Source organism: Gibbsiella quercinecans (genome assembly GCF_002291425.1).
Classification (GTDB): domain Bacteria; phylum Pseudomonadota; class Gammaproteobacteria; order Enterobacterales; family Enterobacteriaceae; genus Gibbsiella; species Gibbsiella quercinecans.
Genome location: NZ_CP014136.1, coordinates 1,280,437 through 1,301,714, shown reverse-complemented (window position 1 = coordinate 1,301,714; position 21,278 = coordinate 1,280,437). Strand labels below are relative to the sequence as shown.

The following is a 21,278-nucleotide window of genomic DNA, read 5'->3' as shown; positions in this document are numbered from 1 at the left end:
GGTTACTCGTTAACCGGGACGATCTGCTCGCCGACGAAGTGGGCGAAGACATAGTCTTTTGGCCCCAGAGCATCGTGCTGTTCTGGGCTGAAGGGTTGCGTATAGTGCTTGATCAGGCCGGGGTAATCTTTAATGGCGTAGAAACCGTCGCGCACCGCCGTGCCGTCCAGGCTGCCGGCGTTGTTCATCGCCATGGCGGTTAGGTGCATGGCGTCATAGGCATTGGCGATGCCCACGGCGGGGGTAACGTCGGCCAGGCTTTTGATCTGCGGATATTTGGTTTTCAGCGCCGTCAGCACCCGTTCGGCCTTGGCGGAGTTGTGTTCGGTAAAGACAAAGGTTTGGATGAAGGTCACGCGATCGGCCCCCGGCCCGGCCAGCTCGCTAAAGCGCCCGCCCGCCGGCCCCCAATGGGAAACCACCGGCACCTGCCAGTTCATTTTATGCAGCGATTTCACCACCTGAGCGGAAGGGCCTACATTGCCGACCATCAATAAGGCATCGGCGCCGGCATTTTTCAGCCGGGTTAACTGCGGCACCAGATCGACATCGCTGTCTTCGATACGCTCAACGCCGGCGATCGGCAGGTTGCGCTTTTGCAACGCGGCACGGAAGCCTTTCTCGTTGGATTCGCCCCACGGGTTGTTCACCAGGATCATGCCCGGTTTTTTCATGTCTTTCTTGCTGATGCCGTATTCCACCAGCGCTTCATCCACCAGCTCATCCACCGCCGAGACGCGGAACACATAGTTTTGTTTCGCCCCGTTTTGAGTGATGCCGGTGCCCGCCGCCCAAATGCCGACGAACGGCATTTTCAACTGATTGGCTAACGGCACAATCGCCAGCGATACCGGCGTATCCAGCCCGCCAAACAGCACCGCCACTTTCTCGCGCTGGATCAGTTCGCGCGCCGCCAGCATGCCTTTACTGGGGTTGCTTTCGTCATCGCGGCGCACCAGCGCCAACGGGCGGCCTTTTACGCCCCCCGCAGCGTTGATTTCGTCGATGGCGATGGTCAGGCCGCGCGTCAGCGCTTCACCAGACTTGGCCGACTGGCCGGTGAGCGCCGCCACCAGGCCGACTTTAATCGGTTCTTCCGCCGCCAGGGCGCCGGCTGACATCAGAGTAAACAGGGTGGCTGCCGCAGTATGCAGGCGCCAGGTTTGCAGACGTGATTTTCCGAACATATTGCACCTCAGGTCGATTGCTAGCTATTTTGTATATTATTTCTAGCAATTTGAGTGCCAGTTTGATATTGCTGAAAAGCCGCGCCAAACGGCGCCTAATTCCCGCGAAGTTGCGCCATTTTGGTGCCGACGCGTCAAAATAGTGCAGTGATAACACAGGAGTGCTTATGTCTGAGATTGAAAACGCCGTTGAGATCGTAAAAGGCTTTCTGGAGGCTTCGATGGCCCCCGATGCGGTGCGCGCCGCGACCTATATGCACCCACAGGTTAAAATCACTTTTACCGGCAAGCGTGAAATGCCCACCACCCAAGGTATCACCGACTTTAACGGCGCACGCTATAAATGGGTGAAAAAGCGCGTTGGGCAGTTTGACTGGATGGATCGTGGCGATCACGTCGTGGTGTATTCCAACGGCACGCTGTATGGCGAATGGCCGGACGGTCGCCCGTTCGCCGGCAACCGCTATCTGGATCGCTATGAAGTGCGCGGCGGCAAGATCGTTAAAATGGACGTGTGGAATGACAGCGCCGAGTGGATTCTGGCGCCGGAAATCGCACTGGGTGAGTAGCGGCCCGCCTTAGCCGGCGTGGAGCCAGGTTTTATAGTGCGTGGGCCAGGCCACGGTAGGGGTGCCGGGCCGGCCCATGCCAAAGCCATGGCCGCCGGTTGCGTAGCGGTATAATGCTACCGCCACGTGCTCACGCCGGCAGGCGGCGGCCATGATCAAGGTATTCGCCGGGTTGGAAACTTTATCGTCTTCGGCTTGCACCAGGAACATCGGCGGCGTGCGCGGCGTGACAAAATTTTGCACCGACCACTGCGCATTGACGGCATCCGTAGCATGTGGGCCAGCCAGCAGTTTGTGCGTTGCGCTGTGGGTATAGGGCCGTTCAAGGGTGATGATCGGGTAGATCAACGCCGCGCGATCGGCGTAAGCCGGGGTGTCGTCCAGCACATCCTGTGCCGGGTAGCTTGGGTAATCCGGGCGGCAGGCGGCCAGCCCCAGCAGATGCCCGCCGGCAGAGAAACCAAGCACTGTTAGGTGCTTCTCGCGGCTGCGGACAATACGCAGCGCGCGCTGCGCATCCTGCAGCGCAACCCGGTTGCCATCGTGCCAACCTTCCCCCGGCAGGCGGTAGCTCAAAACATACGCCGTATACCCCAGATTCATCAGCCAAACGACGGCGGGCCATGCCTCTTTCGCCATCTCCATGCGCTTGTATCCGCCGCCGGCAGCGATAAGCACGGCATGCCCATTCGGCCTTGCCGGTTGGAAAACCGCCAGGGACGGGTGCGCTACATGGCTCAACGCCCCGTTGGCCGACCAACGTTCACCGCCGGCGGGGCCGCCGCCGCCGGGCGGAACCGCCGGCCATAACGGCAGCGTCATCGGTTTGCCGGGCGCGACCGGCGGCTGCGCGAAGCCTGTTCCCATCCGCAGTACGAAAAGTGCGCCGGCTGAACCGGCGATAAACTGACGGCGATCCATCACGTTTTGTTTCCCCCGATTTGCCAACACGGCATCAAACCATGCTAACCCGGTAAGAGGATGACGGTGAGATGTCAATGGGTAACCAAAGGTTACCCATGCCAGGTGTGGTTATCTATTTCAGCGTTGCCGATATTGATGATGTTCTGGCGAAAGCGGCGGCGTTGGGAAGTGAAACGCTGTTTCCGAAAACCGCGATCGGCGCCGCCGGATTTGTTGCAGAGATCACTGATAGCGAAGGCAACCGCATTGCGGTGCAAACGGCCTGAGACGCTGATGCGCGGCGCGCACTGTGGCTGGCGTAAAGGGGAGTGATCAATCGTATGCGCCCATTTGGCTTTCGGCGATTTATACTCGCTTAGCCGTCTAGACATATAGCCGTAAACCCGTGTAGCATACAGAAAGTCTTATGCGATCGGGGTCTATCCAATGGGAAGTTCGATAACCATACTCGATGGTGGTATGGGGCGTGAGTTAGCGCGTATTGGCGCGCCTTTCCGCCAGCCTGAATGGTCGGCGCTGGCGCTGTATGAAGCGCCGGAACGGGTGCGAGAAGTCCACCAAAGCTTTATCAATGCCGGTGCTGAAGTGATAACCACCAACAGCTATGCCGTGGTGCCTTTTCACATTGGCGAAGCACGTTTCCAGCAGGATGGGCAACGCCTGGCCGCGCTGGCTGGCCAGTTGGCGCGTGAAGCGGCAGCAGCGGCGGCAGTGCCGGTGCGTGTAGCGGGGTCGTTGCCGCCCGCGCTAGGGTCTTATCGCCCCGATCTGTTTGAACGGGACAAAGCACAGGCCATCCACCGTGTGCTTATCGCTGCCCAGGCACCGTATGTCGATCTTTGGCTGGGCGAAACCATCAGTTCCATTGCCGAAGCCGAGGCCATTCAGGCGCTATTGCAAGGCAGCCCACAGCCGCTTTGGCTCTCTTTCAGCCTGCATGACGATATTAATGATGTAAAACCAGACAGCGTATTGCGCTCGGGTGAACGCGTTACGGATGCGGTTGCTGCGGCTATCCGGCTGGGGGCGCAAAACGTGTTGTTTAACTGCAGCCACCCGGAAGTGATGCTTTCTGCGGTGCGGCAGGCTCATGAAACCCTGGCTCGGTTGGGCGCCACGGCGGGCATTGGCGTTTACGCCAATGCCTTTGAAGGGGGCAGCAACGGCGGGGGCGCCAACCAGGGCCTGAGCGCGTTGCGTAAAGATACCCATCCGCAAGGCTACCTACAGTGGGCGCGCGAATGGCAGCAGGCCGGGGCCACGCTGGTGGGCGGTTGTTGCGGCATTGGCCCGGAGCACATTGCGGCGCTGGCGCATGCATTGAAATAACCAAAAGAAAAATAAAATCCCCCTGTGGTTAACCCAGGGCATAAAAACAAAACCCAGGAAAAACAACATCATGAATCGTCGTCATTTTTTAAAAACCACGGGCGCCGTTGCGGCGGCGGCGGCCTTTAGCAGTTGGCCACTTTCTTCAGCATGGGCACAAGACGCCGCGGGCACGCCGAAAAAGGGCGGCCACCTGGTCATCGGCATGGATAATGGCTCGACAACCGATCGGCTCGATCCGGCGTTTTGGTTCGAGTCTTACATGTACGTTGTCGGATCGCAGTTGTTCAACTGCCTGGTTGACGTTGATGAGCAGGGCAAGATCGTGCCGTCGCTGGCGGAATCCTGGGAAACACAGGATGGCAGCCGTACCTGGATCCTCAACCTTCGTAAAGGTGTGGCGTTCCACGATGGCCGTACGCTGGGCGCCAAAGACGTTATTTATTCACTGAACCACCACCGCGCGAAAGATTCCAGCTCCTCGGTCAAAGGCTATCTGGAGCCTGTGGTATCGATCACGGCGACCGACACTCACCAGGTGACGATCAAGCTGCAGGAACCGAACGTGGAGTTCATTGCTTTGTTGAGCGATGTGCACTTCGTGATTACGCCGGAAAATGAAAGCTTTGATAAGGGCATCGGCACCGGCGCCTTCATTCTGGAAAGCTTCAAACCCGGCGTGCGCACGCTGACCAAACGTAATCCAAACCACTGGAATAGCGCCCATGGCCACGTCGATTCGGTTGAAACCCTGGCGATGTCCGATTCTACCGCGCGGGTCGCTGCGCTGGTCAGCGGTTCGGTGCATATCATCAACCGCGTTAACCCGCGCATCGTCGGCCGGCTGAAGAACATGCCGACGATCCAACTGCTGCGTTCGCGCGACAGCCAGATTTTCACTTTCCCCGGCCTGGCGACGGCCGCGCCGTTCAATACGCTGGATGGCCGGTTGGCGCTGAAATATGCCATCGATCGCCAGCAGATGATCCAGACCGTGCTGGGCGGTTACGGCACCCTGGCCAACGATAACCCGATCTTCCCGTCCAGCCCGTATTTCGCCAAAGATATTCCGCAGCGCCCATACGATCCGGAAAAGGCCAAATTCCACTGGCAGAAAACCGGCTTCAGCGGCCCGCTGACGCTCTCCGTGGCGGAAGCCGGCTTCCCCGGCGCCGTGGATGCCGGCCAGCTTTACCAGGCTTCCGCCAAACGCGCCGGGATCCCCCTCAATGTGGAACGGGTGCCGGACGACGCCTTCTGGGATAACGTGTGGATGAAGAAAACCTTCGTCTCTTCCAACTGGTCGATGCGGCCTACGGCGGATGCATTGTTGTCGCTGGTCTTTACCAGCAACGCTCCATGGAACGAATCGCAGTGGAAAGAGCCCGCATTCGATCAACTGGTGGTCGCGGCGCGCGGCGAACAGGATGAGCAGAAACGCCGCCAGATCTACCACGATATTCAACTGATGCTGGTAGAAAAGGGCAGTGAGATCATCCCGTTGTACGCCGATTCGTTGGACGCCTCCAGCAACAAAGTAAAAGGCTTTACCGCTATTCCGGGGTTCACCATGAGTGGCAACCGTGCTGCGGAAAAAGTCTGGTTGGCGTAACGGCCGATGGATAATTCAGCCACATTAAATGGGGGCCTGCGCCTGGTACTGCTTAAGCTGATCGGCCAGCGTTTGCTGGCCGGTGTGGTGATGCTGCTGGTGGTTTCGCTGCTGATCTTTGCTGGCATTCAACTGTTGCCCGGCAGCGCGGCGACTGCGATTCTCGGGCAGACCGCCACGCCACAGGCGGTGGCCGCCCTGAATCAACAGTTGGGGCTGGATCAACCCGCCATGCAGCGCTATCTGAGCTGGCTTGCCGGCGTGCTGCAAGGGGATTTCGGCCACAGTTTCACCACGCGCGAGGCGATTGGCCCGGTGCTGCTTGAGCGCTTGGGCAACAGCCTGTCGCTGGCGTTTTTCACAGCGCTGGTGGCGGTGCCGCTGTCGCTGGCGATTGGCTTTCTTTGCGCCCGCTACCAGGGCCGCTGGCCGGATCGGGTTCTGAGCTTGTTTACCCGCACAGCGGTATCGCTGCCGGAGTTTTTCTCTGGCTACCTGCTGATACTGGTCTTTTCCATCACGCTGTTCTGGCTGCCGAGCAACGGCAGTATCTCTGAGGGCATGCCGTTCGGCCAGCGGCTGCTGGCGATAGCGCTGCCGTGCCTGACGTTGATCCTGGCGGTGCTAGGGCATATGAGTAATATGACGCGTGCGGCGCTGGTGAATGCACAGAACGCCGCCTATGTGGATACCGCCTTGATGAAAGGGCTTTCTTCTTCTGCGATCCTATTTCGCCACGTGTTGCCCAACGCCTGGGGGCCGATCATTAACGTGATCGTGTTGAACCTGGCCTACCTGATGGTGGGCGTGGTGATCGTCGAGAACGTATTTGTCTATCCCGGCCTTGGCCAGTATATGGTCGACAGTATCAGCAAGCGTGACATCCCGGTGATCCAGGACTGTGCGCTGCTTTTAGCGGCCATTTACATTCTGCTGAATCTGCTGGCAGACGTGGTGGCGCTGGTTGCCAACCCGCGCTTGCTGCATGGCCGTTAAGGGCATCGGCGGCCCCGATATGTTTAAGAAACAAGGAATACCTTTGGATGTTTAGCCTGAAGTTATCCGCTATTCCCGGCATGCTGGGTATGCTGCTGTTTATTTTGGTGGCGCTTTGCGCCCCTTGGATCGCGCCCTATAGCGCCGATCAGGTTGTCGGCGGCGCCTGGGAGGGCATATCGGCCCAGTATTGGTTAGGCACCGACAATCTTGGGCGCGATCTGTTTTCCCGCCTGGTATGGGGCACGCAAACGTCGCTGGGCGTCAGCGCGCTTGCCACGCTGCTGGCGTTCGTTCTTGGTACCTTGCTGGGGTTCCTGGCGGGTTTCTGCCGTGGCTGGGTCGATCAGCTCATTTCACGCCTTAACGATATTTTAATGGCGATCCCAACGTTGATTCTGGCGTTAGTGGTGTTGGCGCTGCTGCCGAAAACCATCCCGATGATTATTCTGGTGCTGGGCGTGCTGGAATCCACCCGCGTGCTGCGCGTGGCGCGTTCGCTGGCAGTGGACATTTCTTCGCAGGAGTTTATCGAGGTGGCGCGCCTGCGTGGGGATTCGGTGAGCTGGATCCTGTGGCGCGAGATTTTGCCCAACGCATTCACTACCTTGATCGCCGAATTTGCGCTGCGCTTTATTTTTGTGCTGCTGTTCCTTTCTTCGCTGTCGTTCCTTGGCCTGGGCATTCAGCCGCCGACGGCGGATTGGGGCGGGCTGGCGCGGGATAATAAAGACGGCATTTTATTCGGCGTGTGGGCGGCGTTGCTACCCGGTGCGGCCATTGCGCTGCTGGCCATTTGTTTGAACAGCGTGGCGGACTGGTTGCTTAGCCGCCATAGCCGCAGTTGGTAGGAGCCCGCGATGAGCACACTTTCTTCTTTCCCCTTGCTGCAGGTTGATCAACTGCAGGTTTGCGCGGGCGATGCCGTACTGGTAGACAACATTTCGTTCACCCTGAACAAGGGGCAGGTGCTGGGGCTGATTGGCGAATCCGGCGCCGGCAAATCGACCATTGGCCAGGCGATCCTGGGCCACTGCCGCCAGGGGATGAACATCACTGGCGGGCGCATTCTGTTTGAGGGCCGGGATATGGCGAGAATGCCAGAGCGCCAACTGCGCAAACTGCGCGGCAGCCGAATCGCCTATGTAGCGCAGTCAGCCTCGGCGGCGTTTAACCCGGCGAAAAAGATTGGCGAGCAGGTGATTGAAAGCGCGCTGCGCCACGGCGTATTCAACCGCCAACAGACGGTAGCGCGCGCCATCACGCTGTTTGAGCAACTGTTGCTGCCGGAGCCGGCAGTCTTCTTCCACCGTTATCCGCACCAGGTTTCCGGCGGCCAGCTGCAGCGCGCGATGATCGCCATGAGCATCTGCGCCGGGCCGGATCTGATCATTTTTGACGAACCGACCACCGCGCTGGATGTTACCACTCAGCTTGAAGTGCTGCGCGCCATTGATGCGGTGATCCGCCAAAACGGCGTGGCGGCGATTTATATCAGCCACGATCTGGCGGTGGTGACGCAGGTCTCCCAGCGGATTATGGTACTGCGCTACGGTAAGCAGGTTGAAGTGGGGAGTACCGCTGCGCTGTTGGCCGCGCCGCAAGCGGCCTATACGCGTGAGCTGCTGCATACTTATGGCGATGTTCACGTGCCGCGCCCGGCCGCCGCGCCGGTGTTGGAAGTGAAGGATGTGTCGTTGCAGTACAACCAGCAGCCGATCTTGCAAGATATCTCGCTGGCGCTCGGGCGTGGGCGCACGCTGGCGCTGATCGGTGAATCCGGCGCGGGTAAGTCGACGATCGGCCGGGTGATCTGCGGCCTGGCGACGGCGCAGCATGGGGCGGTTACGCTGGAAGGGAAGCCACTGCCGGCCACGCTGGCGAAGCGTAGCCGGCAGCAGCTTGGCGCGATACAGATGATCCATCAGCACCCAGATACGGCCCTGAATCCGTGTTTGACCATTGGCCAGCAAATTGAACGTTCGATGCAGTGCCTGACGGCGCTGCCTGCCGATGAGCGCCGGGCGCGTATCCACCGCCTGTTGCAACAGGTTGGCTTGCCTGCCGAATTGGCTGAACGTTATCCCAGCCACCTTTCCGGCGGGCAAAAACAGCGTGTGTGTATCGCCCGCGCTCTGGCCGTTGAGCCGCAGGTGATCGTCTGTGATGAGCCCACTTCCGCGTTGGATCCACTGGTTGGGCGCGATGTGCTGGCGCTGTTGAAATCCATTCAGCAGGAAACGGGCATTGCTTTGCTGTTTATCACTCACGATCTGAACGTGGTGCGGGCGATTGCCGATGAGGTGATTGTGCTACGCCACGGCGATATCGTGCGCCGGGGGGAACTGGATCGGGTGTTCACACCGCCACTGGATAATTACACTTACACCTTACTGCACTCGGTGCCGGAGATGCGCGCTGGCTGGTTGCAGGAGAAATTGGCTGAGGCCGCGCACGTGGGGTGAGGGATGAAACGCCGTTCACAACGGCGTATCCTTGGCACAGGGAATTGCGATAGGAGTTTATAGATGATACGCCATATTTTGTTGATTACCTTTAAGGATGATGCCCCAGCGAGCGAAATCGAAAGGCTAAAACAGGCGTTTTTGCATATGCCCGAGCATATCGACGGGGTGTTGGCCGTTGAGTGGGGCAACAATGACAGCCCTGAAGGGAAAAATGCCGGCTTTAGCCACTGTGTGATGATGACTTTCCGCGATGAGCAGACGCGTGAACGCTATTTACCGCACCCGCAGCACGATGCCTTAAAAGCGATCTTCCGGCCATTGCTGAGCGATATTATCGTCTTTGATTACCCGGTATTGCCGAGCAGCGTGAGTTAAGAAGGGGCAAGAATAAATAGAAAAGCGGCCGTAGGGCCGCTTTTGCGTAGTAAACCGGTTCAGGTATTTGGCGGTTTATTTATCGCGATAATATTTACCCAGTGAGTCAGCCACTTTCATCGCATCATAGACATCGTTCGCCGTGACTTTTCTTACCATGTTACCCATGGTGTCGCCTTCGGCGCAGGCCACTTCAGCAACGGCACGCCACTCTGCTTCTTTCCATTCCGTCAGGCCGAAGTCTTCCAGGCACAGCGGCAGTTTGGCGATTTTGATGATATTAATGACTTCTTCCAGCTCTTCTTTCGGCGTGTTTTCCAGCACCAGCTGGGTTAACAGACCGAACACCACTTTTTCGCCGTGCTGAGCCCGGTGTAATTCCGGCACCACGGACATACCGTTGTTCACCGCATGGGCCGCGGCCAGGCCGCCGGATTCAGCGCCCACGCCGCTGGCGTAGATGGTGGCTTCCAGGCAGGCTTCGAAAGCCGGCGAGCTGACTTTATTTTCCACGGAGATCATCGCCTGCTCGACGTTGGCTTTCAGCAGATCAAAGCACAGCTTGGAGATAGCCAGGCCGGTCGCGGACGGTTTTCTCAGGATCAGGTTCAGGCCATCGGCGTTGTAGCAGGCGCGGGCTTCAAAGTAGGTGGCCAACGCGTCGCCGATGCCGGCAGAGAAAAAGCGCGCCGGCGCTTTAACCAATACGTTTGGATCGGCTAATACGGCATCCGGGTTTTCCGGCAGGAACAGATATTTATCAAATTCACCGTTTTCTTTATATAGCACGGACAGGGCGGTGCATGGGGCATCAGTGGAAGCGATGGTTGGAACGATGATGACGGGTTTTTTATGTTGGTAAGCAACGGCTTTTGCTGCATCCAGTGTTTTCCCGCCGCCGATGCCGACAATAACATCACAACTATTTTTTTCTCGTATTTCACACAGGCGATCGACTTCTTTCTGTGTACATTCACCCGCGAATTTTTCTATAACGCTGCCGACATTGTTTTTTTGCAGGTTGAATTTAGTCGTTGAGTTGACGGTATCCAGAAAGAAAACGTCGCAAACAATAAGCGCTTTATTACCGAAGTCATGAATATATGCACTGGGATCCAGCATGAGATCTTTTGCGATGATAAATTTCTTTGGGGATGATATTGAGCGGTGATTGGACACGGATTATTCCTTTTTTGTATTGTACTAAATTTTTAAAAATACTATAGATATTTGAATGCTTGCTAATCAAATGAAAGTCGGGCCTGAATTGATCTGGCTCAATTTAGCCTTTCCCTTAAGTTATTTTGATATGAATGGCGGTATTTGTATAGGATTATAATATAATGAAATAAGATTATTTTTTTGTTTTTGTCCAGTGAATTTTCCAGGTGGGCTTTTATTGAACGCTGGGGGGAGTTAGCCCTACTTGCGTAACCGAACTATGGGGTTAGCGCTGGCTGGAGCTCACCCTGGTGATATTAATTATCTTAATGAATTAACATGGTTTTTTCCGTGGTCGCTCTTGATCGGCTGCGGGGCATTTTGGTATAGCTATCGCAAGTGATGCGTGAGAAGATCGCTGGCGCGATTCGCAGGAGCCCAGATGAAAAAAATCGTTTTCGTGTTTTGTTTGTCACTTATGTCACTTTTCACGCTGGCGGCGGCCGCTGCTAATACGCCGTGTTCCGGTAAAAAAGGCGGCATATCCCACTGTGCGGGTGGGAAATTTGTTTGTCATGATGGTTCAATCAGCAAGTCGAAAAAAATGTGCCGTTAGGCCGAAAAGGTTGGAGAACGTGAGATTATTTTTTATTACTCTGGTGGTGTTGGTCGTGTTTGTTGGGGTTATATCCTATCTGAGCGGCTCTTCGCCCTTCCCCTGGGGGTGAGTCCAGGTTGATGTGTTCCCTATGGTTTGCGGCTGGCGCGTGGGTTGCCGGTGTGGTAAGCAACTGTCGCAGCCGGGTTCATATCGTTGCTTAAGATCCGGCCGCTGTGCGGCATATTGTCAGTGCAACGGCGATACAGATGTTTTGCGTACATTTGGCCGGGGTGGGGCGGTCATTGCCGCCAGGAACCGCCGGGAAGACGAAATATTAAGCGTTAACTGGATCACGGAAATTATGTAATTGATTGATTTTAAATTAATTAAATTCTATTTCCCTGGAGTTGACAACGCCCGCCAGCGTTAATATATTTTTTAGACCGTGGCCGGGCGCTACTGCGCTTAGGTTCGCGGTGGTAGTGCCGTTGTCGGTATTTCTTAATCCCTTGATAGCTTTGCAACACTATTTGGAGGTTTATGTATGAAATATCCTGTTGGCAGTATCGTTAAGCTTATTTCAGAGAATAAGAAAGGCCAGGTTATTAACGTGATACGCTCTGAAAGTGCTTCCCAATATGGCGTTAAATGGGGGGATGGATCTTACAATATCCACCCGGAAAGTGAAGTCAGGCTGGCAAGCTCTGATTTACCTAAAGTTTTCCCATGTTTATATGGTTAATTAATTCCATTTAAATATCTGCATCTTAACCATGCGCAATATTTTTTATTATCTAAATATGGCAATCGGATGAATTTTTAGTTTTTTTATCGTTATGATTGCTTGTCATTATTGCCGACGTTCACCGTTGTATTATTGCACATGGTAACCGATGTAGCGCCTCACCCCGGCCATGGCCGGGGTTTTATATTGTATCCGGGCATGAAAAAAGCCGCCTGTTATCAGGCGGCGAAATGCTTAGCTAAAACGTTACAAAGGTGGTCACAAAAGGGCATTGCGGGCCCGGATGCGACCATTGCAGAATATCTTCTGGCCTCTGGCTGCACAAGAACTCCTCCTGCTTGCTAATTGAAATAGGAATAACCTCATCCCGGCTAAAAAACGTGGTTGGGCTGCTGTTTGTCGCGTTTGAATTCAAGGTTACATCTGGCCAGGCAAACTTACCTGATGATGACAAATCTATACACTCACCTTGGTAGGGTAGTCCTACCCGATGATGTTGTGTGTTACTCCTTATTCCTTCCTGTAGCGTATTATTCATTCCCATCCTTTATCCCGCCGCGAGCGGGATTTTTTTTACCCATTACTGCGGTGAGCCGCAGAGCCAGCAGGCCGAAGGGCACTTTTTATCATTGAGCCCGATGAATTGCTGTTACCCAAGGGCGGAACGCACTAGATTATTAGGTACCCGTCATACTTCAAGTTGTAGGTGTGTTGGCATTGTTGGCCTGTAACTCGAATTATTTAGGGTAGAGAACCCACTCGATAGCGGGCCATGCGCCCGCTGCGGTAATTCAACTTCAGGAGTATATTATGGCTAAGACTGTGGTTATTTATCATTCCGGCTACGGCCACACGGAACGTCTGGCAAAAACGGTGGCAGAGGGCGCGGGTGCTGAACTGATCGCCATCGATCCGGAAGGCAACATCAGTGAACAGGCCTGGCAAACGCTGGATGAAGCCGATGCCATTATTTTCGGCTCGCCAACGTATATGGGCGGCCCGTCGTGGCAATTCAAGAAGTTTGCCGATGCCAGTTCCAAAGCCTGGTTTGCCGGTAAGTGGAAAGATAAAGTGTTCGGCGGCTTTACCAACAGCGCCAGTTTGAACGGTGATAAGCAGGTGACGCTGATTGCGCTGCAGACGCTGGCTTCACAGCACGGTGGGCTGTGGGTCAGCCTGGGGCTGCTGCCGGCTAATACCAAGGCGGCGCAGCGTACCGACGTCAACAACCTGGGGGGCTCGGTTGGCCTGCTGGCGCAAACCCCGGCGGATGCCAGTGTGGATGAAATGCTGACCGGCGATTTGGAAACCGCTACGCTATATGGGCAGCGCATTGCGGCGGTAGCCGCAAAACTGGCCTAATAGTATGCTTCCCGCCCCACTTTCGCGTGGGGCGTTACGATCACTCCAGCACCGTGGCTTTTTTTTGTCACGGCGAGATTGTGTTTGGCTGTTTGGCTTTACCCGCGGCTCTGGATGAGCGGCGTGGTGTCTTATTGGCGCAATGATGCGCGGTGAACTGAATGACAATACATTACGCTGCGGTTAGGATGATTCTGTTAAACAAAAGTTGATGTTCGTTATGTATTGATTAGACTTGGTTTCTTCGTTTCAATCAGGTTTATTTATCCTATCAAGTTGCCGAGCACGCGAATATGCGCATAATTATTCTGGTTATTATGGGATTATGGACAAGGTTATGGATGCCAGAATAAATACTAAACATGGGCTGCCTTTGACGGTCCAATTGATTAATCTTTTTCTACTGGCTTTTTTATTGTCGCTGGTGGGCGTTTTTACTCGGCCAATTGATTCACTGTCGCTGTTTTGGCCGGTGAATGCCATTTTGCTCGGGCTGCTGCTGCGCAAGCCTGCTTATGCCACACGGCCCGGCTGGGTGGTGATTTATCTGGGGATGATCGTCTCCGATCTGGTGACCGGTGAACACTGGTCGATGGCGCTGTGGCTTAATGCCTGTAACATGGCGATGATCGGCATCGGCTACAGCGTTATGTTGATACTGCCGCAATCACAACGGCGGATGGGGCAGCCGCAGGCGATTCTTTACCTGTTTACCGCCAGCCTGCTTGGCGCTGCCGTTGCGTCGACGATGTCGGTGGTGCGCCATGACAACCTATACAATAACCCGTTTGTGGTGGCCTGGGCGGCATGGTTTAGCGAACAGTTCTCCACCAATCTGCTGATCTTGCCGGTATTTTTGGCTGCGCCGCGCATGAAGCAATTGCTGAACATGCGTTTCAACTGGCAACTGCGAAATAGTGTGCCGCTGCTGGTGTTGCTGCTGTCTCTGCTTTTCAGCGTGTATATTGGCGGGCCGGGGGCGATTGCTTTCCCGATCCCTGCGCTGCTGTGGTGTGCGGTGCGCTATCAACTCTTTACCGTGACGTTGCTCTCGTTGCTGACCGGGGTTACCGAAATCGTCAGTATTTCTGCCAATCTGCTGCTGTATGGCGCGCCAAACGCCCACAATGAGTTCATCGATACGCTGATGTCGGCGCGGTTGGGCATCGCGATGCTGGTGATGGGGCCTCTGATCCTGTCGAGCTCAATCGCCGTGAATCGCAAGCTGTTACGGCGACTGGAGCACAGCGCCAATCATGATTTCCTGACCGGCGTCTTAACGCGTAGCGCGCTGACCAGCAAGGCCAGCGAACTGCTGGAGCAGAAACACAAATCGAAAGAAGCACTGTCGCTGCTGTTGATTGATATAGACCATTTCAAACTGATAAACGATACCCACGGCCATGTGGTGGGCGATCGGGTATTGGCGTCCTTTGCCCATATTCTGCGGCGTGAATTGCACAACGATCAGCTGTTCGGCCGTCTGGGGGGCGAAGAGTTTGCGATCGTGATGCCGCGTGCGTTGGCGGTGCAGGCGGTTGCGCTGGCCGAGCATTTGCGCAAGCTGATCGAACAGGCGGATTTGGATTCGGGCAGCAATGTTCCACTGAAGGTGACGATTAGCATCGGCGTCGCCAGCCTGGCGATGAATGAGGTGAAGTCGTTGGAGCAGGTCATGAACATGGCCGATATCGCGCTGTATCGCGCCAAATCCCTGGGCCGCAATCACGTGGAATCTTTCAACGTGGTAAATGGCAACAGCCTTGGCTATGTCAAATTTAAATAAGAATTACGCCTGCTTGGGTTGAAAACGAACGCCGCAGTTGGGGCAGATCAACTCGACGTTTTCCTGCAGGCGTGAGCACTGTTGCTTGGTGACATAGGCGCATTTGGGGCAGGCAATCGGCGTGGTGCGTTCAGTGTAGCCTTTAACGCTGCGGGAATGGGGCATAACAACGACCTGCGTAAAGTAAAGAACCACGCTAACACAGGTAGTTTTAAACTGCCTCGATTATTTTCCCGCCTTATTTCACAGTTGTTTAAGCATGTCGAGCGTTTCGTCGATGTCGATTTCATGCTCTGAGAAAGTATGCGTAGCGTTCTGGAAGGTGGCCACTGACAGCATGCGCAAAGTTTGCGTCGCTGCGGGATCCTGAGCGGCCTCTGGCCGGATGCGGTTCATCAGCAGGCCAACCGATAGCACGGTGTTTTCCTTATCGATCTCGGTTTTTACCGGGACTTCCTGGGTAAAGGTGTGGAACGATTTAATGCTGGAAATCTTAATCCGTTCATTGGCGATGATGATGTATTTGCTTGGCGCCTGTACTTTGACGGCGTAGGCCGATGGACCCTTGGCGTTATTGGTTGGCTCAAAGGTGACCGTTGCATCTTTCTTGATAAGCTCTGGGTTTTGCACTTTGACCACGTGAAAATAACGATTTTCCCCGTTCTCATCGCGAATAAAGCCGAAGCCTTTGTCTGCAAAAAAAGTCGTTATCTTGCCGTTCATCATTATTCTCTAAAGTCGTTAATCCTGTGCTAATCATAACGTGGAATGCCGCGCTATGACAGGGAAAGGGGCCCCGGCTGCTGCTGTTAGCCCAATGTTTGCGGCGCTTGAAGAGAATATCTCCGCAAATGGCGCCGTGTGTATGCAGTGTGGGCATCTAACCTGGCGTTCTACCGAGTTTTTCACTTTTTATTTATTTTATGTGATCCCGATAGTGGACAAAATCCGATCTAATTGCTGTACTGTATTTGACACACGTTTTGTGTCTTACATTCACGTTAAAGGTAAGTTTGATGTCCAAGATTAAAGGTAGCGTTAAGTGGTTTAATGAATCCAAAGGCTTCGGTTTCATCACCCCTGAAGATGGCAGCAAAGACGTTTTCGTTCATTTCTCCGCCATTGTCAGCAACGGTTTCAAAACCCTTGCCGAAGGCCAGCGTGTAGAGTTTGAAATCACTAACGGCGCCAAAGGCCCGTCTGCTGCCAACGTTACCGCTATCTAAGCTATCGCAGCTGATTTTCTTAAAACCCGCGCCTTTGCGCGGGTTTTTTATCGCCTGGCGATCACGGCTGCGTGCGGCGGCGCGCCATGAAGACAAACAGTAATATCGCAATAAAATAGCAGCCGACGATAGTGAGCGCCATCGAAATGCTAGAGGTGCCGCCTAGCCCGGTTAGCGGCACGCTGCAGGCGCCAAGGGCGAACATGCACACCCCGATCAGCGCTGAAGCGCTGCCTGCGTTTTCGCTTTGGGACTGCATCGCCAGTGATGATGCCGTGGGGCCGACCACGCCAATGGCCGCCACGGAGAAGAACAGCGTTACCAGCAGCAGCGTCAGCGAGGTATGCAGGAGGCTTGCCAGCAGCAACAGTAACGATGCCACGGCCGCTAACGCCAGGCCGCCCTTCAGCACGCGCCATTCCCCCCACAGGGCGCTGATGCGCGCCGTCAGTTGGGAGGCGATAATCAGGCCGATGCCGTTAACCGCAAAACACAGGCTAAATGCCTGTGGGCTAAGGCCATAGATTTGCTGTAGTACAAACGGCGAGGCGCCGATGTAAGCGAACATCCCCGCCAGGGTAAAACCCTGTGTCAGGCACAGGCCCATAAACTGGCGCTGTTTGGCAAGCCCGCCGAGGGAGAGCAGCATCGCCATAATGCCCCCCTGGCTGCGCCGTTCCGTGGGCAGGGTTTCTTGCAGCTTGAAGGCGGTTAGGGTAAACAGCGCCAGGGCAATGATCGCCAGCGAGGAGAAGATGCCGCGCCAGTCGAGAAACTGCAGCATAACGCCGCCCATCACCGGGGCGATAATCGGCGCCAGGCCGTTGATCAGCATCAACAGGGCAAAAAAGCGCGTCAATTCATGGCCGGTGTACAGATCGCGTGCGACGGCGCGTGAGATGACCGCACCGCCGGCGCCGGCCACCCCCTGCAGCAATCTGGCAATCAGCAACTGTTCAATACTGGGAGCCAGCGCGCACCACAACGAGGTGGCCAGTAACAGCAGCAGGGAAATCAGCAGGGGGCGCATACGGCCGAGTTTGTCGCTGTATGGCCCGAAGATTAACTGCCCCGCCCCAAGCCCCAGCAGCCCGGCGGTCAGGCTCAACTGGGCGGCGGCGGTGGATGTCTGCAGTTCGCTGGCGATTTCCGGCATGGCAGGAAGGTAAAGATCGGTGCACAGTGGGCCAAGTGCGGCCAATAAGCCTAAAATAACGGCATACAGCAGGCGTTGCCGGACGGTTTGTTTGACCATGTGATGGTTACCTAAGTAGTGATGATGGCTAAATTGTAGTGCACCCGTTGGAAAGCGGGTTAGCGCCCGCCGATCCAACTTATCAGCAGGAATGCCAGCAACGTCATGGCCAGTGAGCCGAGCAGGTTGAGCGCAACGTTGGCCAGCGCCCAGGCAAAACGGCCGTCCTGCAGCAGATAAACGACTTCAAAGGAAAAGGCGGAAAAGGTGGTCAAACCGCCGCAAAACCCCGTCGTGATTAACAGCTTCAGCGTGGGATCGGCCGTGTTCATGCGCATAAACAACGCCATCGCCAGGCCGATAATAAAACAGCCGACCAGGTTCACGGCCAATGTGCCCAGTGGGATGTGGGCATGGAGCGGGTTCAACTTCACGTTCATTGCCCAGCGCAGTGCGCTGCCTAAACCACCACCAATAAATACAGCCAAAAAAGCGTTAAACATGATCAAAACAACCTTTCATAACAGATAGGGGAAAGTCACTCAGAAAGGCCCGGGCGCGACGCTACGCACCTCTCTGAGAGGTTACGTAGACATCATCAGCCGGTTAAGGCGGTTATGGAGGAATGCCATCTCCGTTCGCCAGCGCGGTTTTCCACCCTGGCGCAGCGATTTTACACTGGGCGCGGCCGTTTTTGTAGAGGCAGCTGCAAAAGAGGTGGGCGGCCGGCATTGGCCCCACGTTTTACCGGTTCCGCCAGGCGCATACGATCTCACTCTGTTACATGTTGCTGTTGTTTTACCCGGCTGAAAGCCGCTAAATAACAGCAGGCAAGGTTTGTTTTCTCGCTGCCGCAGGCAGCTATAATGAATAAAAGAAGGTGAGTATGGAAGGTATCAGTATTACCAAACTTCTGGTTATTGCGGTGTTGGTGGTGTTGCTGTTCGGCACCAGCAAACTGCGCACCCTGGGTGCGGATCTGGGCGCGGCGCTGAAAGGCTTTAAAAAAGCGGTCGGCGATGATTCGACAACGGCACAAAATAGCGCTGAGAATACGTCAGCACAGCCCGGCGTTGAGAAGAAAGATATCTAACGCGTTCGCCATTTCCTCCCGGCAATAAAAAACGGATGGCCCATCTGGGCATCCGTTTTTGTGTTTTTGCTGCGTGAAACGTAACAAAACATTACGTTTGTTTATTTCACTTCGATCCCTTTTGCCTGCAGATCCGCATGGTAAGAGGAACGAACAAACGGGCCGCATGCTGCATGGGTGAACCCCATCGCCAGCGCTTCTTCTTTCATCTCGTCGAACTCGGCTGGGCTGACGTAGCGCTGCACCGGCAGGTGGTGGCGGCTTGGCTGCAGGTATTGGCCCAGCGTCAGCATGGTGACGCCGTGGCGGCGCAGGTCACGCATTACTTCAACGATTTCTTTATTGGTCTCACCCAGGCCAACCATCAGGCCGGATTTGGTTGGGATTTCCGGATGCAGTGCTTTGAACCGTTCCAGCAGGCTCAGTGACCATTCATAGTTTGCGCCTGGGCGCACCTGGCGGTAGACGCGCGGCACGTTTTCCAGGTTGTGGTTGAATACGTCCGGCGGGCTGGCGTTCAGGATATCCAGCGCGCGGTCCATACGGCCACGGAAGTCTGGCACCAGGGTTTCGATCTTGATGTTCGGGCTTTTGGCGCGGATTGCGGTGATACAGTCGGCAAAGTGTTGGGCACCGCCGTCGCGCAGGTCGTCGCGGTCAACGGAGGTGATCACCACGTAGCGCAGGGCCATATCGGCGATGGTTTGCGCCAGTTTTTCCGGCTCGTTGTTATCCGGGGCGACCGGGCGCCCGTGCGCCACGTCGCAGAATGGGCAGCGGCGGGTGCAGATGGCGCCCAGGATCATGAAGGTTGCCGTGCCGTGGTTGAAGCATTCAGACAGGTTAGGGCAGGAGGCTTCTTCGCAGACCGAATGCAGGCCATTTTTGCGCATGGCTGCTTTGATACCCTGGATACGCGACGAATCGGCCGGGAGTTTAATTTTCATCCATTCGGGTTTACGTAACAGCTCCTGCCGTTCAGTGACCACCGTTTTTATCGGGATCAGCGCCATTTTATCGGCATCGCGGTATTTAACGCCGCGTTCCATCTGAATTGGTTTACTCATAGTCGTGCAGGTTCCAGTTACAAAAACGGCTTTTATCTATCAAAATCAGTAAAATAAAAGCAGCAGTAAAAAAATAGTAAAATTCTGGTGATACTATACCACTTTTACTGTGATCCATTCAGCCCCTCTTGTATCACGATCTCGGGCCATTCATCCTGCTGTTTTGTGCGCCTTTACGTCCGGTTTTCTGCCGTGACGCCTGTCACCCGTGCCGGTTGGGCATTGCGCCGCCTTGATGCCGGCGGCGCAGCGGTAAATGTTATTCGCCTATCGGTAAGTAGCCCTGCCAATGCGGTTTTGCCGGCTGGCCGTTTGGGTTTTCAACCAAGTGTAAATAGAACTTCCCGACTTTTTCCAGCAGCAGACAATCATCCACGTCTTTCAGATTATCTTTATGTTGGTGCGCCGCCCCTGAGAGCAATGCAGCAAGCGCTTTTTGTTTGGCGACGGCGGGGGTTTCAGCAACGAACAGATCGAATTCATGCAGTTCCGCCAGTGTGTCTGGGCTATAGCCGCCGACGTTGACGAAATAGAGCTTTTGGCTGCCCGGGTAAGGCTCGGTAGACAAGCGAATATCATAGCCATCCGCCCAGGTCAGTTGGGTGTAACCGTCGAGATGGATTTTATTTTTATCGCCAAACCAGGCCTCACGCAGCAAGGGGTAGGCATCTTCGGGTTTTTCAACGGCGGCGAATTGCACGTCGTGCACTTCGATATTCGATTTGCCTGCGTTGCCGCCGATATAGAACATATAAAAATTCATGCAGTTACGCTCTCCATTGGGTATCGATATATTAATTACTATATAACGAGTAATGGTATACAAAGCGGGTGGGTATGAAAAGTGGAGGATGAAAACAGGCGGCCCGCCTGTTTTGCGTGCTGCGGGGTTACTGGTAGTCGGCCAAGTGCCACGTGCGCGGTTCGATTTTCTGATAGCCGAGAAGATGCGCGAATGCTTTCACCAGCACCGGATGAACATCATCCAGCCCAACGCCTGCCGCCAGCGCGCTGATCTGCGTCATCTGCATGCCGGCATAGCCACAAGGGTTGATGCGCAGAAACGGGCTGAGATCCATCGCCACATTTAACGCCAGGCCGTGAAATGAACCGCCTTTGCGGATGCGTAACCCCAGCGAGCAGATTTTGCTGTCGCCCACGTACACGCCGGGCGCATCCGGCCGTGCGTGCGCCACAATGTCGAAATGGGCCAGCGTATTGATAATGGCGTTTTCAATGTGCGTGACCAACTGGCGCACGCCAAGCTTGTTGCGCTTGAGATCGATCATCACATACATCACTTGTTGGCCCGGCCCGTGATAGGTGACCTGGCCGCCGCGATCGCTTTGGATAACCGGGATATCCCCGGGCACCAGCAGGTGTTCCGCTTTGCCTGCCTGCCCCTGGGTGAACACCGGGTGGTGTTGCACCAGCCACAGTTCGTCGGGGGTATCGGCATTGCGGCGGTCGGCAAAGTTGTGCATCGCCTGGGAAACCGGCTCATACGGTTGCAACCCCAGTTGGCGCAAAATGATCGTATCGTGTTGCAAGTGGCTCATCGTCGGGCTATGTCTCGCATCGG

At 55.3% G+C, this 21,278-nt stretch carries 24 protein-coding genes and 1 riboswitch; of the genes, 14 read left to right on the top strand and 10 right to left on the bottom strand.

The window, feature by feature from the left end:
• Positions 1–2: 2 nt before the first annotated feature.
• Positions 3–1,187 (bottom strand): ABC transporter substrate-binding protein, encoded by a 1,185-nt coding sequence (locus ACN28Q_RS06020; RefSeq protein WP_095845513.1) that lies wholly within the window; start codon positions 1,185–1,187, stop codon positions 3–5.
• A 167-nt stretch (positions 1,188–1,354) separates the two neighbouring features.
• Here ACN28Q_RS06020 and ACN28Q_RS06015 point away from each other — a divergent pair, with 167 nt between their 5' ends.
• Entirely contained in the window at positions 1,355–1,756 is a 402-nt protein-coding gene (locus ACN28Q_RS06015) for a nuclear transport factor 2 family protein (RefSeq protein WP_095845512.1), read from the top strand.
• A gap of 9 nt (positions 1,757–1,765) precedes the next feature.
• Here the strand turns inward: ACN28Q_RS06015 and ACN28Q_RS06010 are convergent, their stop codons facing one another.
• Positions 1,766–2,677 carry an alpha/beta hydrolase gene (locus ACN28Q_RS06010; protein WP_095845511.1) on the bottom strand — a complete coding sequence of 304 codons (912 nt, stop codon included), beginning with the start codon at positions 2,675–2,677 and terminating at the stop codon, positions 1,766–1,768.
• A gap of 98 nt (positions 2,678–2,775) precedes the next feature.
• Between ACN28Q_RS06010 and ACN28Q_RS06005 the strand changes: the two genes are divergently transcribed.
• From ACN28Q_RS06005 to ACN28Q_RS05975, 7 genes are all read left to right on the top strand, one after another.
• On the top strand, positions 2,776–2,946 hold the full coding sequence (locus ACN28Q_RS06005; protein ID WP_183096669.1) for a VOC family protein: 171 nt from the start codon (positions 2,776–2,778) through the stop codon (positions 2,944–2,946).
• Between the two features lie 160 nt (positions 2,947–3,106).
• Entirely contained in the window at positions 3,107–4,009 is a 903-nt protein-coding gene (locus tag ACN28Q_RS06000; protein WP_095845510.1) for a homocysteine S-methyltransferase family protein, read from the top strand.
• 70 nt (positions 4,010–4,079) lie between these two features.
• Positions 4,080–5,621 (top strand): ABC transporter substrate-binding protein, encoded by a 1,542-nt coding sequence (locus tag ACN28Q_RS05995; RefSeq protein WP_095845509.1) that lies wholly within the window; start codon positions 4,080–4,082, stop codon positions 5,619–5,621.
• A 6-nt stretch (positions 5,622–5,627) separates the two neighbouring features.
• Entirely contained in the window at positions 5,628–6,617 is a 990-nt protein-coding gene (locus tag ACN28Q_RS05990) for an ABC transporter permease (protein ID WP_095845508.1), read from the top strand.
• A gap of 47 nt (positions 6,618–6,664) precedes the next feature.
• Positions 6,665–7,468 (top strand): ABC transporter permease, encoded by an 804-nt coding sequence (locus ACN28Q_RS05985; protein WP_095845507.1) that lies wholly within the window; start codon positions 6,665–6,667, stop codon positions 7,466–7,468.
• Between the two features lie 9 nt (positions 7,469–7,477).
• Complete coding sequence (locus tag ACN28Q_RS05980) at positions 7,478–9,082, top strand: ABC transporter ATP-binding protein (RefSeq protein WP_095845506.1); 1,605 nt, start codon at positions 7,478–7,480, stop codon at positions 9,080–9,082.
• Between the two features lie 63 nt (positions 9,083–9,145).
• Entirely contained in the window at positions 9,146–9,460 is a 315-nt protein-coding gene (locus ACN28Q_RS05975; protein ID WP_095845505.1) for a Dabb family protein, read from the top strand.
• A gap of 75 nt (positions 9,461–9,535) precedes the next feature.
• On the opposite strand, the gene ACN28Q_RS05970 is transcribed toward ACN28Q_RS05975, so the two are convergent.
• Positions 9,536–10,582, bottom strand: coding sequence for a glycerol dehydrogenase (locus ACN28Q_RS05970; RefSeq protein WP_230469398.1), 1,047 nt, complete (start codon positions 10,580–10,582; stop codon positions 9,536–9,538).
• Between the two features lie 481 nt (positions 10,583–11,063).
• Between ACN28Q_RS05970 and ACN28Q_RS05965 the strand changes: the two genes are divergently transcribed.
• From ACN28Q_RS05965 to ACN28Q_RS05950, 4 genes are all read left to right on the top strand, one after another.
• Positions 11,064–11,237 (top strand): YdcA family protein, encoded by a 174-nt coding sequence (locus ACN28Q_RS05965; protein WP_165907002.1) that lies wholly within the window; start codon positions 11,064–11,066, stop codon positions 11,235–11,237.
• A 529-nt stretch (positions 11,238–11,766) separates the two neighbouring features.
• The gene (locus ACN28Q_RS05960; RefSeq protein ID WP_121525268.1) at positions 11,767–11,964 is read left to right on the top strand and encodes a hypothetical protein; all 198 of its coding nucleotides are present in this window, start codon (positions 11,767–11,769) and stop codon (positions 11,962–11,964) included.
• An 813-nt stretch (positions 11,965–12,777) separates the two neighbouring features.
• The gene (locus tag ACN28Q_RS05955) at positions 12,778–13,329 is read left to right on the top strand and encodes a flavodoxin family protein (RefSeq protein ID WP_095845503.1); all 552 of its coding nucleotides are present in this window, start codon (positions 12,778–12,780) and stop codon (positions 13,327–13,329) included.
• Between the two features lie 325 nt (positions 13,330–13,654).
• Positions 13,655–15,115, top strand: a complete 1,461-nt coding sequence (locus ACN28Q_RS05950; protein WP_183096668.1) for a GGDEF domain-containing protein — start codon at positions 13,655–13,657, stop codon at positions 15,113–15,115.
• A 3-nt stretch (positions 15,116–15,118) separates the two neighbouring features.
• Here the strand turns inward: ACN28Q_RS05950 and ACN28Q_RS05945 are convergent, their stop codons facing one another.
• Both ACN28Q_RS05945 and ACN28Q_RS05940 read right to left on the bottom strand, forming a co-directional pair.
• Entirely contained in the window at positions 15,119–15,280 is a 162-nt protein-coding gene (locus tag ACN28Q_RS05945) for a YnfU family zinc-binding protein (protein ID WP_165907003.1), read from the bottom strand.
• A gap of 78 nt (positions 15,281–15,358) precedes the next feature.
• A complete protein-coding gene (locus ACN28Q_RS05940; RefSeq protein WP_095848930.1) occupies positions 15,359–15,838 on the bottom strand; it encodes a cold-shock protein in 480 nt (159 codons plus the stop codon).
• A gap of 293 nt (positions 15,839–16,131) precedes the next feature.
• Here ACN28Q_RS05940 and cspE point away from each other — a divergent pair, with 293 nt between their 5' ends.
• Positions 16,132–16,341, top strand: coding sequence for a transcription antiterminator/RNA stability regulator CspE (cspE, locus tag ACN28Q_RS05935; protein WP_004940030.1), 210 nt, complete (start codon positions 16,132–16,134; stop codon positions 16,339–16,341).
• A 61-nt stretch (positions 16,342–16,402) separates the two neighbouring features.
• Here cspE and ACN28Q_RS05930 read toward each other — a convergent pair whose 3' ends face one another.
• Both ACN28Q_RS05930 and crcB read right to left on the bottom strand, forming a co-directional pair.
• Positions 16,403–17,596 carry a multidrug effflux MFS transporter gene (locus ACN28Q_RS05930; protein ID WP_095845500.1) on the bottom strand — a complete coding sequence of 398 codons (1,194 nt, stop codon included), beginning with the start codon at positions 17,594–17,596 and terminating at the stop codon, positions 16,403–16,405.
• Positions 17,597–17,655: 59 nt separating this feature from the next.
• Complete coding sequence (gene crcB / locus ACN28Q_RS05925) at positions 17,656–18,039, bottom strand: fluoride efflux transporter CrcB (RefSeq protein WP_095845499.1); 384 nt, start codon at positions 18,037–18,039, stop codon at positions 17,656–17,658.
• 79 nt (positions 18,040–18,118) lie between these two features.
• Positions 18,119–18,181, bottom strand: a riboswitch (Fluoride riboswitch).
• Between the two features lie 241 nt (positions 18,182–18,422).
• Between crcB and tatA the strand changes: the two genes are divergently transcribed.
• Entirely contained in the window at positions 18,423–18,629 is a 207-nt protein-coding gene (gene tatA, locus ACN28Q_RS05920; RefSeq protein WP_095845498.1) for a Sec-independent protein translocase subunit TatA, read from the top strand.
• Positions 18,630–18,730: 101 nt separating this feature from the next.
• Here tatA and lipA read toward each other — a convergent pair whose 3' ends face one another.
• From lipA to lipB, 3 genes are all read right to left on the bottom strand, one after another.
• Positions 18,731–19,696, bottom strand: a complete 966-nt coding sequence (gene lipA / locus ACN28Q_RS05915; protein WP_095845497.1) for a lipoyl synthase — start codon at positions 19,694–19,696, stop codon at positions 18,731–18,733.
• A gap of 259 nt (positions 19,697–19,955) precedes the next feature.
• On the bottom strand, positions 19,956–20,459 hold the full coding sequence (locus tag ACN28Q_RS05910) for a DUF1543 domain-containing protein (RefSeq protein ID WP_095845496.1): 504 nt from the start codon (positions 20,457–20,459) through the stop codon (positions 19,956–19,958).
• A 127-nt stretch (positions 20,460–20,586) separates the two neighbouring features.
• Complete coding sequence (lipB, locus tag ACN28Q_RS05905; RefSeq protein WP_095845495.1) at positions 20,587–21,255, bottom strand: lipoyl(octanoyl) transferase LipB; 669 nt, start codon at positions 21,253–21,255, stop codon at positions 20,587–20,589.
• Positions 21,256–21,278: the final 23 nt, after the last annotated feature.